This is a genomic window from Sagittula sp. MA-2 (genome assembly GCF_030126985.1).
In the GTDB taxonomy this organism is placed as follows: Bacteria; Pseudomonadota; Alphaproteobacteria; order Rhodobacterales; family Rhodobacteraceae; genus Sagittula.
Map to the genome: position 1 here is coordinate 2925177 of NZ_CP126145.1, position 19950 is coordinate 2945126.

Genomic DNA, 19950 nt, shown 5'->3' on the forward strand with positions numbered 1-19950 from the left:
CACCCAGTTGACCGCACATGACGACCTTCAATCTGACGGGTTCAGTGCGCTGATACCAAAGACTGTCAGCCAGCACGCATGGCGGAAATTTGGGCGGCGGGGCAAGGCCCCCCGCCGCCCTCTTCGGCGCTTTGACGGACTGCGCGGGCACTCACAACCCGGCAGCCAGACCAGCAATCCGCAAAATTCGGAAAACTGGTCCCGCGAACGCGTACACGGCATCGATGAAACCGCTTAATCCGGGCTTCAAAAGACGTGCCACGCCGAAGCAACTCAATACCGTTCAACAAGAACCGGTACGCACTGGCAAACCACAGCCGCGCGCACCTCGGGACAAAGCCCATTTGAAGCACGCGCAGGTATCAAATCCCGACCTCGGTCCACGCGACGGTGAAGACCATGTCCTCGCTCTCGACGCGCAGGCTGCCGCCGCCGAAGCCTCGTTCTGGATAAAGAAGAACTCCGGCATGCTGTCATCCACGATGCCGGTCGGCATCACGCTTGCCCCGACGCCCGCAATCCTGCCGCCGGGCCAACGCACGTAGGCCCCGAACGCGTTGTCGCAGCACGATCTCGCTACCCGCCTGCGGCGTAGCGGCAAAGACCTTCTGCAGCTTGCCATAGGGGCCAGGTGCCGTCGTGCAGAACGGGTCGATCGGGGCCGGCGGCACCAGATTCTCAGGACCCGACCGTCGCCGAGGTCGAACACGCAGGTATCCCCCGGACGCGTTGAGCCGGTGACGTTGTGAAGCCATTGCGTCTCGCCGAAGGAGGTCGTGTCCTGCACTGTGGGCATGGTACTTCCGTCTGAAAAACAACTACGCGGCGACGACGAACAGGCCTGCTTCCTCAGCGGCGCAGCCTGCAAGATCAGGGGGGAAGGACTGCACGATCCCGCCGTGGCCGGACCGTTAACCATTTCAGGCCGGGCGCGCATCACCCTCAAGGGTGAAGAGCCGCCTTTATCCATCTTTTTCCGTAGCTTCGATCAGCCGCGCCAGGGCCTGCAGGACGCGGTCCGCGTTCACCCACAACATACTGCTGGCGCCCCCCTCGACGACATCGACAGGCCCGTGGCCATGGGCCTCTGCCCACTCCTGGACAAAGCCCACGCCCATCACCGGATCGGCGCTGCCGTGCAGCCAGCGGATCGGCACCTGGAGCGCCTCGTAATCGCCGCCCCAGTCCGCCATCGCCGCGCGCCCGTCCGTCACCATGTGGCGCGTGCCCTGAGTGATCATGTGGTGGACGCTCCGGCGGTAGAGGTCGAGGATCTCCGGCCGCTTCAGCGCCTCGATATCCGCGTCCGAGCCGTGGAAAAACTTGTTCAGATAGGCGACGTGCCCGATCCTGTTGAACTGCGCGATGCCGATGCGCAGCAGCATCGCAAACATCGACGGGGTGTAGCGCGCCGCGATGGCCGCCACCCGCGTCTGCAGGTTCATGTGCCGGACGTGCCGGGCGTCGTCGATGGGAATACCGGCGCTCACCATCAGCATCCCGCGGCAGCGCGGCCCCAGCGCCCGGGCAATGCGGCAGGCGTGGCTGACGCCGCCCTGGTGCGCAACGATCAGCACCGGCGCGCCACAGCGCGCCTCGACCAGCGCCAGCGCGTCGGACACGACCACGTCGTCATAGGCGCCCCAGTCGCGCGGGACCGAGGACTGCCCGAACCCGGGCCGCGACGGCGCCAGCACCTCCAGCCCCATGGACGTGAAACCTTCGATCAGCGGCGCGTTGAAATAGGGCCCGGTGATATAACCATGCACGAAGAGCACGGGCAGACCGCCGGCACGGCCGAACTGTCGATAGGCCAGGCGACGCCCCTCGCCCACGTCCAGCCGCAGGGCATCGGGCATGGCAGGGACAAGGGGGGCCGCCTCCGGCACGATGCCGGGTTCGGAAAATAGCGCCATCTGGTTCAGGATCGCGATCAGCTGCGGCATCCGGGCAAAACCGGTCTTGCCCAGGATCGCCTTCGCCTGGCTGCGTATGGTCTCCACGCTCCGGTCGCGCAGCTCGGCGATTTCCGCGTGGCTGCGGCCACGCAGGATTTCCAGCATGACCTCGGATTCCGACACCGATAGGCCGAAGGCCCCCTGGATCAGCGGCAGGCTGTCCTCGTCCCACGCCACACGCGCAATGGTCACCGCCAGCCCGCTGGAGGTTTCACCGCTGTCGGGGTCCACGTGCTGGTGTTGGGTGATACGCGCGACGACCCGCTCGCCGTCCTGCATCTCGAGCACGGCGGCATCGGTCTCCATCGGCAGGTTGCGTCGGGTGTCGGCCAGCACGCGGCGCAGATAGGCCGCCGTCTCGCCGGCAAGGCGCAGGTCGTCCAGTGCACAGGGGAACGTCAGGCCGAACAGCGAAGCCGCGTTGGAATTGCCGATACAGGTGCCTTTATGGTCGATGACCAGCGCCGCCAGCCGCTCCTTCACCAGCGCCGCGGGACGAGTGCGGGCTTCGGCTTCCTGCGCCTCAAGCATCTTCTGCAAACGATCCGAATGCGATTCGATGAGCGGATCGTGCAGGCCCTGCCGGACATGACGGGCAGGCGCCGGATCGGAGGCAGAGGCAAAGAGGTAGGCCGCCGCGCTGTCGATCACCTCGTCGAAGTTGCCGGGATCGAAGGGCGCTTCGTAGGCGGCATCGAGGAACTGCAACAGCTTGCTGCTGATATCGGGCGGCGTGGTATTGTCGTCTTTCATCGTACTCGCCAGGTCGTCACTTGCATCCCCGGGACCATGCGGCGTTGCCAGGCACATAGCAATATGCCGGGGGTTTGCATGGCCTTAGTCGTGGCAGGCAGATCGCTTGCCCGATCCGGGGCAGGTGACAGGGTCCCCCCCGCCTTCCCCATTCTTGCCAGCACCGCCCGATCACGAAAGGGTCAGGCACCTTGTTCCTGCGCCGGAGTTCGGCACACATGGTTCGCGGAGCAGATCATGACCAACAGCGTTTCCGGAAGGACGCGAACACTGTGCAGGCAAAACGCATCACCCGAAGACGGGCTATCGGCAGTTGCATGGCCTTTCCGTTGATTGGCCTGTCGTCCAGTGCCAGCGCCGCCCCCTCAGACGCATGGGCCGCCTGGAAATCCCGTTTCCTTGGCGCAGACGGTCGTGTCACCGACGACACCGGCGGTGGCATCAGCCATTCGGAGGGACAGGGATACGGGCTCCTGCTGGCGCAGGCATTCGGCGATCGGGCCGCCTTCGAAAAGATCGAGGCATGGACGAAGGCAAACCTGCTGGTCCGTGACGAGGCCTTGATGGCATGGCGCTGGGAGCCCGGCGCCGCCGTCACCGACTGGCACACCGCGACGGACGGCGACCTCTTCCGGGCCTGGGCGCTGTTGCGCGCCGCGCGCGATTCCGGCTGGCCAGTCGCCCTGCCCGACCGCATCGCCGCCGACATTGCGTCGCTGTGCCTTGCGCCCGATCCGCGTGCACCGGGCGAGGTGCTGCTGCTGCCCGGAGCCGAAACTCGGCGGGCGCCCGACCGCGTGCCGTTCAACCCGTCCTACATCATGAGCCGCGCCCTGAGGGAACTGGGCGAGGCGACCGGGCAGACCGACCTCCTGCGCGCCGCCGACCATGGCGAAACCGTTCTGAGTGAACTCGCCGCCGCCGGGTTCGTGCCGGACTGGATCGACGTGACCCAGGACGGCTTCGAGCCGCCCGCCGACCACGACCTGCGTGCCGGGTACGACGCGCTGCGCGTGCCGCTGTACCTCGTCTGGTCCGGGCGTCGCGATCATCCAGCGGTGACACGCGGGGCCGAGGCGCTCTCCCTTCCCGACGATCCCTCCGGCGTAGCCGTCAGGCGCGATGCCCAAGGCGTACCGGTCGACCGCAGTGACCTGCCCGGCTATCGGTCGATCCTGTCTCTGACACGCTGCGAGGATGTGGTCGTCACGCCGCAGTCGATCAATTCACAACCATATTATCCGGCAACGCTTCACCTTTTTTCATTTCTCGCTGAACGTGAAAATGATTCTTGCTGAAAAACTCTAAGGTTGCGAACTTCGGAGTCTGCCGGCACCAAACCGAGGGACACCATCTCCATGCGTTTCACCCGACTGATCTTAGGCATCCTCGTCGTCCTCGCGGCTCTCTGGATCATCGTCGGAGAACAGATGGCCGGTGCCAGCGGTGACGCGGTGGTGAACGCACGGGTCGTCACCCTGCGCGCGGACACAGCCGGACGCATCGAAATGCCGAACCGCCTGCTCGGTTCGCACGTCGAGATCGGCGAAGGTATTGCCAGCGTCGACGACGCCCTCGTCGATGTCATCCGCCTGAACGACCTGCGCATGGAGCGCGCCTTCCTCGACGCAGAGGCGGGCCGGATCGAGGCGGATCTGGCGGCGTCCGGCGCCATTCTGGAAGGCCTGAAGACACGCGGCGAAACCTTCCACGCGCGCCGGCTGGAGGAGGTACGCACGCGGTTGTCGCATGCCCGTGCGCGCCTGGCCCTTCTGGAAGAGCGCGGCGCCGTCGATGCCGGGGAACAGCGCGTGGTCGACGCCGTCGACCCGGACCAGGACCGCCTACCCGCGGAACCCGTGCTGTACGAGCTGGCGCTGGATCATGCCCGCGAACGGGTCGAGGTGCTGGAGATCGCCCTCGCCGCGGCCGAAGCCGGCGTCTTCCTTGGCGACGGCTACAACGACGCGCCCAACTCCGAACAATATGCCGTCGTGCTCGAAGGCGAGATCGCCGGGCTGGCGGCCAGCCTCACGGAGACACGCCAGCGGGCAGAGGCGGTCGACGCCCGCATCGAACGCGAGGAGGTCCGCGTCAACACCCTGCGCGGCGGCCAGATCGAGTCGCCCGTGCGCGGACTGCTCTGGACGGTGCTCCAGTCGGACGGTGTCACTGTGCAGCGCGGCGACCCGGTCATGACCCTGGTCGACTGTGCGTCGGTGATGGTCACCGTGCCGGTCAGCGAAAACGTCTACAACCGGCTGGAAATCGGGCAGGAAGCCCGGGTCCGCCTGAACGGGTCGAGCGAGGTCCTCGACGCGACCATCTCCCGCCTTGCGGGCAGCGGAGCCGCAACGGTCTACGAACACCTCGCCGTCGCCCCCAGCCAGCAGCACCTCGAGCGTTACGATGTCGCGCTGACCGTTCCGGCGCTGCGCGATGCCGGGAACGAAGGCTGCCTGATCGGCCGGACCGGGCGGGCCTTCTTTGACGAACGCCCGTTCGACTGGCTGCGCGGTTTCTGATGAGGGGCATGACCGGCTTCCCGTATCTCGGAGAGTTCTCGGCCAGCCTGATCGACGTGTCGCTGGTTGCGGGCATCGGGCTTCTCCTGCCCTTCGTCGTCGACCGGACCAAGACGCTCCACCGCGCTTTGCTGTTCTTCGTGGCCTTCCTTCTGGCCTTCCGTTACGCGTGGTGGCGCACGACAGAGACGCTGGCGCCGGCGGGCTGGACGCTCGACATGGTGGCAAGCTGGTCGCTTTACGCGATCGAAATGGCCGCCCTGATAGGCAGCCTCAGCGCCTTCGTAATCATGTCGCGCCTGCGCCTGCGCGGCGCCGAGGCGGACAAGTACGAAGGCTGGTGGGGAGACACCCCGCCGCGGGTCGCCATCCTCATCGCCACCTACAACGAGGATCTGGAGGTGCTGGAGCGCACCATCGTCGGCGCGAAATCATTGCGCCACACCGACAAGCAGGTGCTGGTCCTCGATGACGGGCGGCGCGACTGGCTGCAGGATTTCTGCCGCCGGCAAGGCGTGCGCTACATCCGGCGCCACGACAACAAGGGGTCGAAGGCAGGCAACATCAACCACGCGCTGGCGGTCTTGGCACAGGACGCCGAGACGCCGGATTTCGTGGCCGTGCTCGACGCGGATTTCGTGCCGCACCGGGGGTTCCTGTCCCGCTGCCTCGCGCTGTTCCACGATCCGAAGGTCGGACTGGTCCAGACGCCGCAGCACTTCTTCAACGCCGACCCGATCCAGCACAATCTGGGTGTCAGCCGGTCCTACCCCGACGAACAGCGGTTCTTCTTCGACCACATGCAGCCCGCACGGGACGGCTGGGGCATCGCCTTCTGCTGCGGCACCTCCTCTGTCGCCCGATGGGACGCCGTTCAGTCCATCGGCGGCTTTCCCACGGACAGCATCACCGAGGACTTCATGCTGACGCTGGCCCTGCAGGACGCCGGCTGGAGCACCGTCTACCTCGACGAGGCGCTGACCGAGGGCCTCGCCCCCGAGGGCCTGAAGGAATACGTCACCCAGCGGGCACGCTGGTGCCTTGGCCTGATGCAGATCGCCCGCTCGCGCCTCGGCCCCCTCGCCCGCAACAACCTGCGCCTGCGCGACCGCTGGAGCGTCGCGGACTCGGTGTTCTACTGGTTCACGACCTTCCTGTTCCGGCTGGCGGCCATCGTCTACCCCCTGCTCTACTGGTTCTTCAACATCACCGTCGTGGACGCGAGCCTGCCGGATGTCGTGACCTATTTCGGCTGCTACTACCTCTGGATTCTCACGGTCCTGAACACCCTGAGCCGCGGCATGGTGGTGCCGATCCTCAACGATGTCAGCCAGTTGATCGGCGCCATTCCGATCAGCCGCGCGGCCATCGTCGGCTTGATCAAGCCCAAGGGCCACCCGTTTTCCGTGACCGCCAAGGGCGGGGACCGGTCCCGGATCGTGGTCCAGTGGCAGCTGATGGCGCCCTTTGCGATCATGCTGGTGCTCACGGTGATCGGACTGTCGCTGGGCATGATCTGGGACAGCTTCGCCTTCGACGAGGCGGGCGACGGCAAGTGGGTCATCCTGTTCTGGACGCTCTACAACCTGCTGGTCCTGTCGGTCGCGGTTGTCGCCTGCATCGAGCTGCCCCGCCGCGAGCGCCATGTCACCGACTCGCCGGAACGGGCCGCGTTCGAGACGGATGGCGTCAGCCGCAAGGTCTGGCTCGTGTCGCTGACCGCCGACACGGTGCGCATCCGCGGACGGGTCTACCCGCAGGGCACCTCCGGCTGGATCGACATCAAGGACGTGGGCCACGTGCCGGCACAGGTCATCGCGAGCACCGTTGATGGCGCCCGGCTCCTGCTTCGCCCATCCGACGAACAGCGCGAGGCGTTGATCCTGCGCTTCTACGCCGAAGGAGCCGCCCCCGGCGTGGGAGGCGTGCGCACCGCCGCGCTGCTCGAGGACCTCGGGCGGCGGTTCTCGTTCAACTCACGTCCGCCGCGCTAGGCCGGTAATCCCTCTGCTCCTGGATCCGGGCCACCGCTGCGGACAACTGGGCGATCTCGCGGGTGTTGCCGCGTTCGGGCGGGAACTCCTCGTCGCCATTGGCGATCCGCGTCGCCGTCTGGGCCAGCGCCTCGATCGGCCGGACGAACAGGTACACGAAGATGGCCGTCAGCCCCGCCAGCAGCGAGATGGCCGACAGTACGACCGCGCCAATCGTCCCGAGGGCGTCCTGCATGGCAGGCGCGAAGGAGGCCGCCTCCAGCCGCCCGACCACGCGCCAGCCGAAGTTCGGCAGATCGTCGTACGTGACGCTGGGCACGAGGATGGAGAAGTAGTCCTTCCCGTCCGGCCACGTTTCCCGGTCGGAGGCGGCGACCCCCGCCTGTGCCGCCCGCATGATCGCCAGCCCGGAACTTCCGGGGTCGGCCTCCGTCGTCCAAAGCGACACGCTCCCGTCCGCCGCGACAAGGAACAGGTCGATGTTCAGCGTCTCGGCGGTTTCCGACAACTGGCGTTTCAGCCAAGCGGCGTCGATGTGCATGCCGAGGACACCCGTCACCTCGCCCGCGCCGTCACGGACCGGAAGGGCGAGGTCGATGAACCGCGGCACCTCCCCCTCCGCCGTTTCGGGCAGCAGGGACGCAAGCAGGACGGCCTCGTGCACGTCCCCGGCAAAGCCGCCGCGCAGCCCGCCGCGGAACCAGGGGCGGGACGACACATCCTGCCCCACCAGCATGTTTCCGGAGGCATAGCGCACGTTGCCCGCCGTATCGGCCAGCCCCACCCAGGAAATCCGCGAACCGTCGCCCTGAAGTCCGGCCATGAGCGCGGTGATCTCGTTGTCGGAGTGGGTGCCGATCATGCTCGCCAGCTGCTGCAGGTCATGCCAGTCGGAGTGCAGCGTGCGGGCGAGGTTTTCGGCCGCCGACTCGGTCCGCAGGCGCACAGCGTTGTCGAGCGCGGCGGTCGTCAACTGCTCCGACCGGCTCGATATCAGCAGCCAGATGAAGCCGGAGAGAATGACGCAGGTGACGGCAACGAAGCCGAACACCGCATGCGCCAGACTGATTTGCGAGATCGTTTGCCTGGGATCGACCAACAGTAACACTCCCTTGGAACAAGCGCATCGATTCAAGGTTTACGATAGCTGTCAAACCACTGTCTTGCGAGGCAAATGCCTTTGCCCCGTCAACCTTAGGATGTGCATACGTGGTTAATGCGCGCGCGTTGCTCAGACTGTTTAGCGATGGGCCGACCGGTGGACCGGGGAACCGGACAGGCATGGCCCTTCCCGGCTCCGTGCGCCGTCCAAACATGGGACCGTAAATTGCCTCCACCCCAGCCCGGAGGACGCGCCCGCCGCGCCCCGAAACCGTCCATTCAATTTGGGTCTTCCCCGAAATATGCGTGTTTCGCAGGCGAACCGGCGCTGTGCTCTCGGGTCGTCCACAAGCTGTCACCGCAGTTTCGCATTTCGGAACGACAATGAAGCGTTTCGCGTCGAACTAAAATTTGACCATTTGGTCCGGCGCGCGCATTCTGACCGGAATAACAAAACACGACAGAGAGGATATTCCATGACCAGAACACTCATGCTGGCCACGACCGTGCTGGCGGGTCTCGCTTCCGTTGCGCAGGCCGACACGCTGCGCCTGCTGACATGGGGTGGCTATGCCCCCGACGACGTGGTGGCGATGTTCGAGGAACAGACCGGCCACACCGTCGAAGTCACCAAGTCCAACAACGAGGAAATGATTGCCAAGCTGCGCGCCACCGGCGGCGGCGGCTTCGACCTCGCCCAGCCCAGCCAGGACCGCGTGATGGGCCCGCAGATGGAGTTCGGCATCTACAAGCCGATGGACGTCTCCAAGCTGAACCAGGACCTGTTCATCCCGTCGATGCTGAAGGCCACGATGGAGAACACCACCGTGAACGGCGACGTCTACGGCGTGCCGCACGTCTGGGGCACATCCGGCCTCGTGCTGAACACCGCCGAGGCAGGTGACGTGGTCAAGGATTACACCGACCTCTGCGATCCGGCTGTGGCAGGCAAGGTGTCCTACCGCCTGAAGCGCCCCACCCTGATCGGCTTTGCCTTCGCCATGGGCGAGGATCCGTTCGCCGCCTACGGCGACGAGGCGAAGTACCGCGAGATCATGGAAAAGGTCGAGGCCAAGCTGACCGAGTGCAAGGCCAACGTGAAGACCTACTGGGGCGGCGGCGACGAGCTGATGAACCTCGTCCGCTCTGGCGAAGTGACCGCGTCCATGGCCTGGGACACCGGCGGCTGGAAACTGAACGAGGACAACGCCGAAATCACTTTCGTCGCGCCCGCGTCCGGTGCGCTCGGCTGGATCGACACCTTCGTGCTGCCCGCCAAGGGTCAGGCCGATGACGTGGCCTACGAGTGGATCAACTTCGTAATGCAGCCGGAAATCGCGGCCAAGATCACGGAAGCGGCGGGCAACTTCACCGCCTCCGCAGGCGCCGACGAATACGCCGAGGAAAGCCTGAAGGCCAAGTACCAGGCCAGCTTCCCGCCGGAGGCCGTGGACAACATCAAGTGGTATCCGCCGGTCCCCGCCGGTCTGGAAGCCATCGAAGGCGAAGTGCTGGACCGCGTCCAGGCGGCCAACTGACAATCCGGCCGGCTCCCTTCGCGGGGGCCGCCCCTTCTGCGCGGAATTCTCATGACCCCTGATCTGGAATGCGCCGACCTCGTCAAGCGGTTCGGCGAAACCACGGCTGTCGACAACGTTTCCTTCTCGGTGCCGCCGGGCAGTTTCTTTTCGATTCTCGGGCCGTCGGGCTGCGGCAAGACCACGATCATGCGGATGATCGCGGGCTTCCTCGACCCGACCTCGGGGGATATCCGGATCAAACGCGGCTCGGTGTTGGACACGCCGCCGAACAAGCGGCCAGTGAACATGGTCTTCCAGCACCTGGCGCTGTTCCCGATGATGACGATTGCCGAGAACATCGGCTACGGGCTGCGCCGCCGCGGCATGGCCAAACCCGAGATCGCGAAGAAGGTCGACGAGGCGCTTGACCGCATCGGCCTGCCGGGCATCGGTGGGCGCAAGGTCGACGAGCTGTCGGGCGGGCAGAAGCAGCGCGTGGCCATCGCCCGCTGCATGGTGCTGGAACCCGACGTGCTGCTGCTGGACGAGCCGTTGGGGGCGCTCGACCTCAAGCTGCGCGAACACATGAAGGTCGAGCTGAAGGCGCTGCAGGCGGCGTTCGACACCACGTTCGTCTACATCACCCACGACCAGTCCGAGGCGCTGGTGATGTCCGACCAGATCGCCGTGATGAACGCCGGCCGGTTCGAGCAGGTCGGCACCGGGCAGGACCTCTACTACCGGCCCGGCACGCCCTTCGTCGCCGGGTTCATCGGCGAGTCGAACCGCTGGAAGGGCCGCATCGAGAGGACAGAGGGCGACACCATCCAGTTGCGGACCGAGAGCGGCCTCGCCATGCGGGCCACCGGCGCGGCCCTCTCCCAAGGCGCCATGGCCGAGATCTTCGTGCGTCCGGAATCGATCCGCCTTGCCGGCAGCGCCGAGGCATTGTCGAGCTTCGACAACCGGCTCAAAGGCACCGTCACCAGCATCCTGTTCAACGGCGCTGCCTCCCGCGTGCTGGTCGAGGACGACGCGGGCGAAACGCTTGAGGTCACCCTGCCCCAGTCCGGCGAGTTCGCGGCCCTGAAACGGGGCGATACCGTGCACATCGGCTGGGGCGCGGGTCAGGCCATCTGCTTCGGAGCCGGCTGATGCGCAACCAGTCCCGCATCACCTTTTTCCTGCTGCTCACGCCGCTGGTGCTGTGGCTCGGGCTGCTGATCATCATTCCGCACATCGACATGCTGCTGATCTCGCTCAGGGAACGCATCAGCTTCGGCGTCTACGAGCGCAGCCTCACGCAGTACGAGAAGGCCCTGACCGAACCGCTGTACCTGCGCACATTCTGGCGCACCGCGGTCATGTCGGTGCTGGCGACGGCCATCACGCTCGTCATCGCCTTCCCGGTCTCCTACTACATCGCAAAGATGGCCAAGGGGCGGTTGCAGCAGGTGCTGTTCATGCTCTGCCTCATCCCGTTCTACGTCTCGGAACTGGTGCGCACCTTCGGCTGGATGATCCTGCTGCGCGAGACCGGGATCGTGTCGAACCTGCTCCAATGGACCGGCCTCGCCGATCAGCCGGTGGAGCTGCTGTATACGGACGCCACAATGATGGTAGGGCTGGTCTATACCTCGATGCTCTTCATGGTGGTGCCGCTGGTCACGACGCTGGAAATCCTCGACGACAGCGTGATCGAGGCGGGCTATGACCTTGGCGGCAGCGGCCTGTCGGTGCTGCGCGAGATCATCATCCCCCACGCCATGCCCGGCATCGTGTCGGGCTGCATCGTGGTCTTCATGCTCTCGCTCGGCAACTACCTGACGCCCACGATGCTGGGCGGCAAGGACAGCCTCTGGTTCACCGAGATGATCTACAACCAGTTCATCGTCCGCTCGAACTGGGAACTGGGCTCCGCCTTCGGCTTCATGCTGCTGGTGCTCAGCTCCGTGATCGTCTGGGGGATGCTGCGCCTGACGGGCCGCACGCTGAAGGAGACGATGGGATGATCCCGACCATTCCCTCTTCCCGCGCCTTCCGCGTGCTCTACGGCAGCTACGTGGCGCTGTTCTTCGTCTACCTCGCCCTGCCGCTGACGGTGGTCGCGGTCTTCGCCTTCAACGACAGCCAGTTCCCCTCCCTCCCGTGGGAAGGGTTCACATGGAACTGGTTCTTCGGAGACGAGCGCCCGCAGATCGGCGTCTTCCACGAACGCGGCATCCTGCGCGCGGTCGGCACCTCGGCCTTCGTCGCCCTCTGCGTGGCGGTGCTGTCGGTCTGCGTCGGCACCACGAACGCCTTCCTCTTCAACCGCTATACCTTCCGCGGCAAGGGGCTGCTCTACGTGCTGATGCTGCTGCCGCTGGTGATCCCCGGCATCGTGCTGGGCATCTCGATCCTGGTGTTCTCGTCCACTCTGGCGAACGGGATCTGGGACCTCGCGCAGATCGACATCCAGGCGCTGCGGCCGGGACTTTTGCTGGTGATCCTCGGGCAGTTCAGCTTCATCACAACAATCGCGACGCTGGTGATCTCCGCCCGCCTGCAGAAGTTCGACCGCACGCTGGAAGAGGCCGCCTTGAACCTCGGCGCCGACCGGCTGACGGCGGTGCGCACGATCACGCTGCCCTTCCTCGCGCCCGCGATGATCGGCGCGGTGGTCGTCGCCTTCCTGATGAGCTTCGAGAACTTCAACACCACGCTGATGCTGGTGGGCTCCGACGCGCCGTTGACCATCGCCATGTTCGACCGTCTGAAGGAAGGCTCGACCCCGCTCCTGAACGCGGTCTCCCTGCTGCTGATGCTGGGGTCGTCGCTTTTGGCTCTCGTGGTCATCCTCTTCCAGCGCCGCCCCTGAAGGCGGCGCTTGGTCTACCGCACCGTCGGACTAAGTTACCGGTGTCGATGTCGAAGGTGTCGACGCCTTCGAGGAAGAAGGTTTAGGTTCAGGACCCTAGGGTTTTCCTCTCAGCCATCGCTCTGGCCGCGACCGTCATCTATTGATTATGAATCTTACCCTAAGATAAATGAGATAATGTTGTCACCTCGTGGTGCAGGCGGTAAATTGGCCCTCAACGAAGCCCAACTTGGGAAAGACAAGTTGGAAAGCGAAGCCAACGTTATGATGTCGCTCAACGCAAAATGTCCGGTCACAGGCGTGGATGAGCTTGCCTTATCCCTCATTTTGATACCGATGACCGAAGCTGAATGGCCACTACGGTCGGAAACGTCTGGCCGGGCAAACCGCTAGCTTTTGCACCTCATGCTCGGAAATCGTGCTCACCTCACATACCACGGCTTGGCCTTTACTGGGACGAGGGCATGTGTGCCGTAGCAATTCTGACACATACGAGTTGGTAGAGCGCCGGTAGTTGTTTCGCCAAATGTTCTCAATACGGATTCTGTGCTACTCTCTACAGTTATAATCGGGTTTCAGGGGTTGATAATGGCTTTGGTAAACGGGCTTGGTGGAGCAGCCGATTTTGGAGAGCATTCATTGTCTCGCAACGATGATGGCTCTACGGGTGCAATTGACTTATCAGAGGTTTTTCCAAACGGCCTCAATTTTTTCGGCGAAGTGTACACTGAGGCATTTATCAACACCAATGGAAGCATCACTTTTGGTGGTCCTCTTTCAACGTTTACGCCGACCGCGATATCCTCAGGAACAACTCCTGGAATTTTCGTATTTTGGGCGGACGTAGATACTAGCGGGGGAGCTATAGACGTTGGCGCTGCTGACCCGGCGCAAGGAAACTCACAAGGTACCAATCTTGTCTACTATGACCTCGACCAGGGCTCAGGGTCATTTACCGTAACATGGGATGATGTTGGATACTATGACGCCAATATTGATCGAACGAACAGTTTCCAACTTATTCTAACAGACGCTTCCGATGAGGAAGGGCGTTCGATAGGTGATTTTGAAATCACCTACATTTATGAGGACATTCAATGGACGACTGGCGATGCGTCCGGCGGCACTGATGGCTTGGGTGGAACGCCTGCCCGTATTGGGTACAGCGCGGGTGACGAGTCCGGAACATTCTTTGAATTCAATGTGTCGGGCTACGTCGATGCGCTTCTAGCTCTAGGGAATAGCGATCCGCGATCATTTCTATCGACCTCAGGCGGGATATCAGCGGACGTTTTTATCGACTTGCCCGGAGAACTGAACGCTGGAATCAACGAAGATGCGCGTGTAGTAGTCTAGTACGGAAGTGATAACGCCTCTCTGATCGCCGTGACCGCCGAGGGGGGGTTGTTCGGCGATCCGCTGTCAGGCGGCCTTAGTGGTGCGACCCTGCTACTCGGTCTTGGTAGGCAAGCCGGAACTTCTGAAGCGTTCGATCTTGCCATTCGTGGCACCGCAGGCCCGCGCACCACTGTGGCTGCGACCGCGTCTCTCTTGGATGGAGAGGCTGAGATCGACATCGCCGCACGAGTTCAGGATTTGCTGCCCGCCTACACTCGTAAGCGCTGTCTGCGCCGCACGCGGGATCAGCTTGACGGGTTGAAGTTCCAAGGCAGCAACTCGTCGATCCTGCTGTCCGGGTGACCGGCGGCGATGGCTTCGAGGGTCGTCCGCAGATAGGCGAAGGGCTCCACGCCATTTATCTTCGCGGTGGCGATCAGGGAGGCGATGCGGGCCCATGTGCGGCCGCCTTCATCATGGCCGGCGAAGAGAGCGTTCTTTCTCGTCAACGCGATCGGTCGGATCAGGTTCTCGACGGCATTGGAGTCGATCTCGACGCGGCCGTCGTGGAGGAAGGTCTGCAGACCGCCCCACTGGCGATGGATGTAGGTCAGCTTCTCGCCGAGGCGCGACTTGGCCGAGATGCGCAAGCGCTGTGCCTGCAGCCAGTCACCGAACTCGGCGACGAGAGGCGCGCTGCGGGCCTGGCGGGCGGACAGACGTTGGCCCGGGCCCATGCCGCGGATCTCGGCCTCGATGCGGTAGAGTTCGGCGATCCGGCGCAGCCCCTCGGAAGCGATCTCCGATCCATCCCGGTCGAAGACTTCCTTCAGCTTGCGGCGAGCGTGTGCCCAGCAGTGGGCAACCGTGATCGGCGCGCCGCCCTTGCGGGACGGGCGCGTCAGCCGATCGTAACCGGTGTAGCCATCCAGTTGCAGGATGCCGTCGAAGCCCTGCAGGATCTGCTCGGCATGCGCTCCTGCGCGACTGGGCTGGTAGGTGAACACGACACCGGGCGGGTCTTCTCCGCCCCATCCACGGTCATCCCGGGCAAGCGCCCAGAGGTAGCCGGTCTTGGTTCGGCCTCGTCCCGGATCGAGCACCGGGGCAGTCGTTTCATCCATGAAGAGCTTGGTCGATCCCTTCAGATGTTCGGCCAGCCGGTCGGCGACAGGACCGAGGTGGAAGGCTGCTGTGCCGGCCCAGTCCGCCAGGGTGCTGCGGTCGACCTGGATGCCGGAGCGCGCCAGGATCTGGCTTTGGCGGTAGAACGGCAGGTGATCCGCGAACTTCGAGACCAGCACGTGGGCGATGGCGCCCTCGGTCGGCATCCCGCCTTCGATCAGCCAAGGTGCGGCGGGCGCCTGGATGACCCCGTCCGTGCAGATCCGGCAGGCATACTTCGGCCGGATGTCGACCAGCACGCGGAGCTGCGCCGGAACGATGTCGAGGCGCTCGGTGCGGTCCTCACCGATCCGGTGCATGCGGCCACAGCCGCACGGGCAATCGAGGCTCGCCGGTTCGATGACACGCTCGATGCGCGGCAGGTCCGCAGGCAGATGACCGAGGTTGCGCTGCCGTGCCGGGCGCGGGGTTCTGGTGGATGGCGCGGCCTGCTCCTTGCGGGTCTCGACCTCGGCGACGGCCGTTTCCAGGTCCTCGAAGGCCAGCTGCCGGTCGTCTTCGCTCAGCTTCTCGGACCGCTTGCCATGTACGACATGGTTCAGCTCTGCCACGAGATGCTCCAGCCGGCGGTTCGCTTCCTTCAGCGCATCGCGCTCCTGCAGCACCGCCAGGACCGCGGCGCGCTGGCTCTCGGGGATCGCGGACAGGTCGATGGGCGGGGCGTCGGGCATGGCCGAATTATACCGTGCTCGGGGCGCCGATGCCCGGGCATTCCCGAGGCCGAGTCACTCTGCCACAGCCGGTCGTCGCACCTCCAGAGACCGCACCCGACGCCAGTCCAACCCGGCAAACAGGGCTTCGAACTGCGCCCGGTTCAGCGTCATGGCCCCGTCGCGGATCGCGGGCCAGGTGAAGGTGCTTTCTTCCAGTCGTTTGTAGGCCATCACGAGCCCACTGCCGTCCCAGAACAGGATCTTCAACCGGTCGGCCCGCTTCGAGCGGAAGACAAAGACGGTGCCGGTAAACGGGTCCTCGGCCAGCGTCGACTGGACCAGCGCCGCCAGACCGTCATGCCCCTTGCGGAAGTCGACCGGCTTCGTCGCCACCAAGATCCGCACGCCCTGCGAGGGCATCAGCATGGATGCGCCTCCAGCGCATGGACGATCTCGGCAATGCGGGCCGCGGGGATGTCATGCGCGAGTTCGATCACGACAGCACCCCGAATGATCCTGATCGGGGCCGCCTGCGATGCTACCTTCGGATGCGCTTCCTCCTCGGCGACCTCGCAAACGACGAGAGGTGCAAAGACAGGTTCCTCGACTTCGGCCGCAGGCAGCACAAGCTTGCCTTGCTTGGCCTCTCGTCGCCAAGCCGAGAGCTGATTGGGCAGAATGCCAAACCGCTCCGCCACGGCATTCACCGTGGCACCAGCCTCCAGGGTCATCGAGACAGCCAAGGCCTTTGCCTCATCCGGCCAACGGCGGTGACCCGACGCATAGATCTCGACCCCCAGCGATTTGAGAAACGAATTTGTAGCGCACATTGCGAAACGCACTCCCCATCATGAGATGGAGATCACCTCGCAGCCGAAGCCATCAGCAGCAACGTGGGGTCCAGACGGCGCTTACCTACACTCCGTCGGAAGTGGCCAATGCCCTGTCGTCCGCGCTCACTGCACGGCTCGGAACAACGGTTGCGTCTTTCGCGGACGGACTTGCGGCCTATGCGACACAGCTTGGCGCACTTGGACTTAACACCTCCAGCGCCGCTACCGCTCTGGCTTTCGCTATCGAGGAGGCCGGAGATTTTGGCTCTTTGGCAGAGCGCTTCTCCAGCGGTTCGCTAGGCCAAGGGTGGGCTACGCTCGCCGATCTTGGTCTCAGGCTGGATGAGGACTCGGCAGAGTTGTCTGGTCTCGCTGATCCCGCTGTCCTGCGGGCGCTGTCGATCAACTTGACCGCACTCTACAACGTGTCGGCTTCGGCTGATCGAACGGTGACGCTTGCGGGTGACGTCGTCGGTGCTGGGACGCACCCCCGCCCTTCTTTCACCCGCCGTGATGACGGTGGGTTCGACACAGTCGGCGGGTTCGAGGGCACTCTGCATGAGACCTCGAACGGATTCAAACTCTTGCTTTCCGATGGCGGGCGGATGCTGTTCGACGAAGCGGGTGGCTTCCTCGGGTTCGAATCGTCCGACGACCAGCGTATTGAGCCGCAGAGAGATGCCAATGGGGTACTGATCGGCCTGACAGGTCCGAACGGAGCGCAACTTGTCTTCGGTCGCGGTACATCAGGCCAACTCACGGACGTCACGGATGCTGACGGCAACACGCTGGCCTTCGGCTACAACGCCGATGGCCGCCTAGTCAGCGTGGCTGGGGACGACGGCACGGCCTCCTTTGCCTATGACGCGGATGGCAATCTCACGACCGCCACCACGCCCGGCGATATCGAGGCGGCCTTCGGCTACGACACAGCCGGGCGTCTGGCCTCTGCCTCTTACGGTGGCGGCCTTCAGACCGAGACGTTCGCCTACGGCACGGCCGGGCAGCTGACGATCACCGACGGCACCGGACGGCAGACGAAGGTTGACCTTCTGCCCGGTGCCGTTGCGGCTCGGCTGAGCGATGGATCGGGCGGAATTGCGCAACTGATCTTTGCCGAAGACGGGCAGCTGACGGGCCTGCGGGCGCCGGATGGGACCGAGACCGGTCTTGCCTTTGATGAGGACGGCCGTCTGACGACGATCACCCTCACACTCGGCGCCGGATTCGACCGGGTCGAAGGGGCGGTGGCAGACTTCTTCCGTGACACGATCACAGACTTCGGGCTTGAGGACGAACTCGTCTTCAACAATCTCGTTTTTGATCGAGACGCCGTGGACTTTTCTGTAGCAACTGGCGAGCTCGGCATCGACACGGACGGGGATGGTGTGTCCGACGGGTTCGTGGCGCTGCTCGGCGACTTCTCGGGCGGTAACTTTATGGCGGTGGCCTTCGAGGGCGAAACCACGGTCACCTTCGACATTCTCCTGCCCATGCTACAGGAGGGCCAGGCGGTCGATCCGGAACTGGTGAACGGCATCGTCAACCAGGATTATCTGCGGGGAGACGGGGCCACCGACTTCCGTGTGACGCTGCGCGACCTGGGCTTCGCCGGCTACGACAACGTTCTCGGCGTTTACGAGTTCACTTCTGCCGGCGACATCGTCGACACACGGCTGCTGATCAATGACGCCAACGCCGACAAGTCGGCCGAGGTGACGATCACGGGTGTCGAGGCCGGCAACACACTGGGCTTCTTCATCGTCCAGGACGCCGCGGATTGGGCCGCGGCGCCCATTGTTGAAGGCGCTCGAGGTTGAGAACGCGAAGCTGAAGAAGATGCTGGCGGAACACATGCTCGACGTGGCCACGCTGAAGGAAATGCTGGGAAAAAACTTCTGAAGCCCGGTGCAAGGCGGAGAGCCGTGGACTGGGCCATGACAGAGAAGAGCTACAATCAGCGGCGAGCCTGCCGGGCGCGATGGACGAGGAGGTTGTCATCGGCGAAATCCGTAGGATGCTGCGCACGCCCGAGGTTGCGGCGCGGACGGCCCGGGCGGTCCGAAAGGAGCGCCCTGATCTCGACGAAACCACTGTCGTCGCCGCGCTGGCGCAGTTCGACGACCTGTGGAAGGCGCTCATCCCGGCCGAGCAGGCGCGCATCGTGCAGCTTCTGGTTGCGCGGATCACGGTAAGCGAGGCAGGCCTCGCCATCGACCTGCGCCACGATGGTCTCGGCGCCATCGCCGCGCTGATGGCCCCGCCGAAGAAAGAGGTGGCCTGATGCCCGCGCCCGAGACCCTGCGCGTCCACATCCCGCTCGAACTCCGCCGCCGCGGCGGCCGCCCCCGGATCCTGCCGCCGAAGCATATCGAGGCCGCCATGGGTCGCGGGCAGGATCCTCACCTGCTGCGCGCCATTGGCCGGGCATGGGGCTGGCGGCAGCGGCTGGAGCGCGGCGACGTCGCCACGCTCGCCGATCTCGCCGCCGACGAGGGCCTGTCCGACCGCTACGTCAGCCGCGTGATGCGCCTCGCCTGGCTGGCGCCCGAGGTGCTCGAGCGCCTGGTCGTCCACCGCGAGCCGAGCACGATCAGTATCTACGACCTGAGCTTTGTGGCGTCGCTGCCGTGGGACGAGCAGCCGGGCCGGGTGTTCGACTGAAGCAACAGAAAATCATTCCAAGCAATCAACTTCGGGGCTACCGTCAAAAAAAGTCACCGTTTTTGAGGTTGGTTTTGCTTGACGAGAGTGCACTGGGGCCCGGTTTTCCAGAATGGACGGAACTTGGGCAGGAGACGGGTCTTGATCCACTTGGCATGCAGCGACCAATCGAGGTCGTCTATCAATCCCTTTTGCCGGGCATCAGCACCATCACGCTTCGACTTCGCTACTATTCGTTCTTTCCCTGGCTTCTGGAGTCATATGCGCGACGCAATGGAAGCACCGATATGCGGGAGTTTCGGTTCTTTCAACGAAAGGCGGAAGCTCTCTATGCGCTACTCTGTGCCCATGGTGACTATCAGCTCGGCATCGCCGGGATACTCTGGGCCAGTCGGGAACTGCAGGGTCTGGCCGAAGAAGCCGATCCGAATGCAATAGTTGATTTCGCGTCAGCCGCGGACCCGGATTCCCGCCAGAACCGCTACCTTGAGAACAAGGGGGTGCATTTGGCGGGATCTACGCCAGCCAGCTTCGTGAGATGGGCCTCGTGCGTGTCGATGACCCCA

General features: G+C 64.4%; 17 protein-coding genes and 1 pseudogene. 13 read left to right on the forward strand and 5 right to left on the reverse strand.

The genetic code is table 11. From position 1 onward, the window contains the following. Window positions 1-224 precede the first annotated feature (224 nt). A complete protein-coding gene (locus tag QNI11_RS14165; RefSeq protein WP_283980616.1) occupies window positions 225-545 on the forward strand; it encodes a hypothetical protein in 321 nt (106 codons plus the stop codon). A gap of 417 nt (window positions 546-962) precedes the next feature. Here QNI11_RS14165 and QNI11_RS14170 read toward each other — a convergent pair whose 3' ends face one another. Then, window positions 963-2711 (reverse strand): alpha/beta hydrolase, encoded by a 1749-nt coding sequence (locus QNI11_RS14170; protein WP_283980617.1) that lies wholly within the window; start codon window positions 2709-2711, stop codon window positions 963-965. 191 nt (window positions 2712-2902) lie between these two features. On the opposite strand from QNI11_RS14170, the gene QNI11_RS14175 reads away from it, so the two are divergent. The 3 genes from QNI11_RS14175 to QNI11_RS14185 are packed head-to-tail and all read left to right on the forward strand — an operon-like array spanning window position 2903 to window position 7230. Beyond that, window positions 2903-4009 (forward strand): glycosyl hydrolase family 8, encoded by a 1107-nt coding sequence (locus QNI11_RS14175; RefSeq protein ID WP_283980618.1) that lies wholly within the window; start codon window positions 2903-2905, stop codon window positions 4007-4009. A 60-nt stretch (window positions 4010-4069) separates the two neighbouring features. Continuing rightward, window positions 4070-5236, forward strand: coding sequence for an HlyD family efflux transporter periplasmic adaptor subunit (locus QNI11_RS14180; protein ID WP_283980619.1), 1167 nt, complete (start codon window positions 4070-4072; stop codon window positions 5234-5236). Window positions 5237-5244: 8 nt separating this feature from the next. After that, window positions 5245-7230 (forward strand): glycosyltransferase, encoded by a 1986-nt coding sequence (locus QNI11_RS14185; RefSeq protein WP_283980620.1) that lies wholly within the window; start codon window positions 5245-5247, stop codon window positions 7228-7230. Here the strand turns inward: QNI11_RS14185 and QNI11_RS14190 are convergent. Next, the gene (locus tag QNI11_RS14190; protein ID WP_283980621.1) at window positions 7208-8329 is read right to left on the reverse strand and encodes a cache and HAMP domain-containing protein; all 1122 of its coding nucleotides are present in this window, start codon (window positions 8327-8329) and stop codon (window positions 7208-7210) included. The two genes, QNI11_RS14185 and QNI11_RS14190, sit on opposite strands and share 23 nt — an antisense overlap. 478 nt (window positions 8330-8807) lie before the next feature. On the opposite strand from QNI11_RS14190, the gene QNI11_RS14195 reads away from it, so the two are divergent. From QNI11_RS14195 to QNI11_RS14215, 5 genes are all read left to right on the forward strand, one after another. Beyond that, complete coding sequence (locus tag QNI11_RS14195) at window positions 8808-9869, forward strand: extracellular solute-binding protein (RefSeq protein ID WP_283980622.1); 1062 nt, start codon at window positions 8808-8810, stop codon at window positions 9867-9869. A 51-nt stretch (window positions 9870-9920) separates the two neighbouring features. Then, the gene (locus QNI11_RS14200) at window positions 9921-11006 is read left to right on the forward strand and encodes an ABC transporter ATP-binding protein (RefSeq protein WP_283980623.1); all 1086 of its coding nucleotides are present in this window, start codon (window positions 9921-9923) and stop codon (window positions 11004-11006) included. Beyond that, window positions 11006-11863: an ABC transporter permease gene (locus QNI11_RS14205; protein WP_283980624.1), complete on the forward strand. Its 858-nt coding sequence runs from the start codon at window positions 11006-11008 to the stop codon at window positions 11861-11863. The genes QNI11_RS14200 and QNI11_RS14205 overlap by 1 nt, the downstream gene beginning before the upstream one ends. Next, the gene (locus QNI11_RS14210) at window positions 11860-12711 is read left to right on the forward strand and encodes an ABC transporter permease (protein ID WP_100929952.1); all 852 of its coding nucleotides are present in this window, start codon (window positions 11860-11862) and stop codon (window positions 12709-12711) included. Before QNI11_RS14205 ends, QNI11_RS14210 begins: the two co-directional genes overlap by 4 nt. Before the next feature lie 588 nt (window positions 12712-13299). Continuing rightward, complete coding sequence (locus QNI11_RS14215; protein WP_283980625.1) at window positions 13300-14067, forward strand: nidogen-like domain-containing protein; 768 nt, start codon at window positions 13300-13302, stop codon at window positions 14065-14067. 287 nt (window positions 14068-14354) lie between these two features. Here the strand turns inward: QNI11_RS14215 and QNI11_RS14220 are convergent, their stop codons facing one another. Genes QNI11_RS14220 through QNI11_RS14230 form a run of 3 tightly spaced genes read right to left on the reverse strand, consistent with a single transcriptional unit; the run spans window position 14355 to window position 16717 of the window. Beyond that, a complete protein-coding gene (locus QNI11_RS14220; RefSeq protein ID WP_283980626.1) occupies window positions 14355-15905 on the reverse strand; it encodes an IS66 family transposase in 1551 nt (516 codons plus the stop codon). A gap of 54 nt (window positions 15906-15959) precedes the next feature. Continuing rightward, the gene (gene tnpB, locus QNI11_RS14225) at window positions 15960-16313 is read right to left on the reverse strand and encodes an IS66 family insertion sequence element accessory protein TnpB (protein WP_259969301.1); all 354 of its coding nucleotides are present in this window, start codon (window positions 16311-16313) and stop codon (window positions 15960-15962) included. Continuing rightward, window positions 16307-16717, reverse strand: coding sequence for a transposase (locus tag QNI11_RS14230; RefSeq protein ID WP_283980627.1), 411 nt, complete (start codon window positions 16715-16717; stop codon window positions 16307-16309). Before QNI11_RS14230 ends, tnpB begins: the two co-directional genes overlap by 7 nt. A 608-nt stretch (window positions 16718-17325) precedes the next feature. Between QNI11_RS14230 and QNI11_RS14235 the strand changes: the two genes are divergently transcribed. From QNI11_RS14235 to QNI11_RS14250, 4 genes and pseudogenes are all read left to right on the forward strand, one after another. Beyond that, window positions 17326-18540, forward strand: coding sequence for a hypothetical protein (locus QNI11_RS14235; RefSeq protein WP_283983513.1), 1215 nt, complete (start codon window positions 17326-17328; stop codon window positions 18538-18540). Continuing rightward, window positions 18521-18693 (forward strand): annotated as a pseudogene (locus tag QNI11_RS14240) (IS3 family transposase); the annotation flags it as partial. The gene QNI11_RS14235 and the pseudogene QNI11_RS14240, both read left to right, overlap by 20 nt. A gap of 8 nt (window positions 18694-18701) precedes the next feature. After that, a complete protein-coding gene (locus QNI11_RS14245) occupies window positions 18702-19004 on the forward strand; it encodes a hypothetical protein (protein ID WP_283983551.1) in 303 nt (100 codons plus the stop codon). Continuing rightward, on the forward strand, window positions 19004-19384 hold the full coding sequence (locus QNI11_RS14250; RefSeq protein ID WP_283980628.1) for a hypothetical protein: 381 nt from the start codon (window positions 19004-19006) through the stop codon (window positions 19382-19384). The genes QNI11_RS14245 and QNI11_RS14250 overlap by 1 nt, the downstream gene beginning before the upstream one ends. The last annotated feature ends 566 nt before the right edge of the window (window positions 19385-19950 follow it).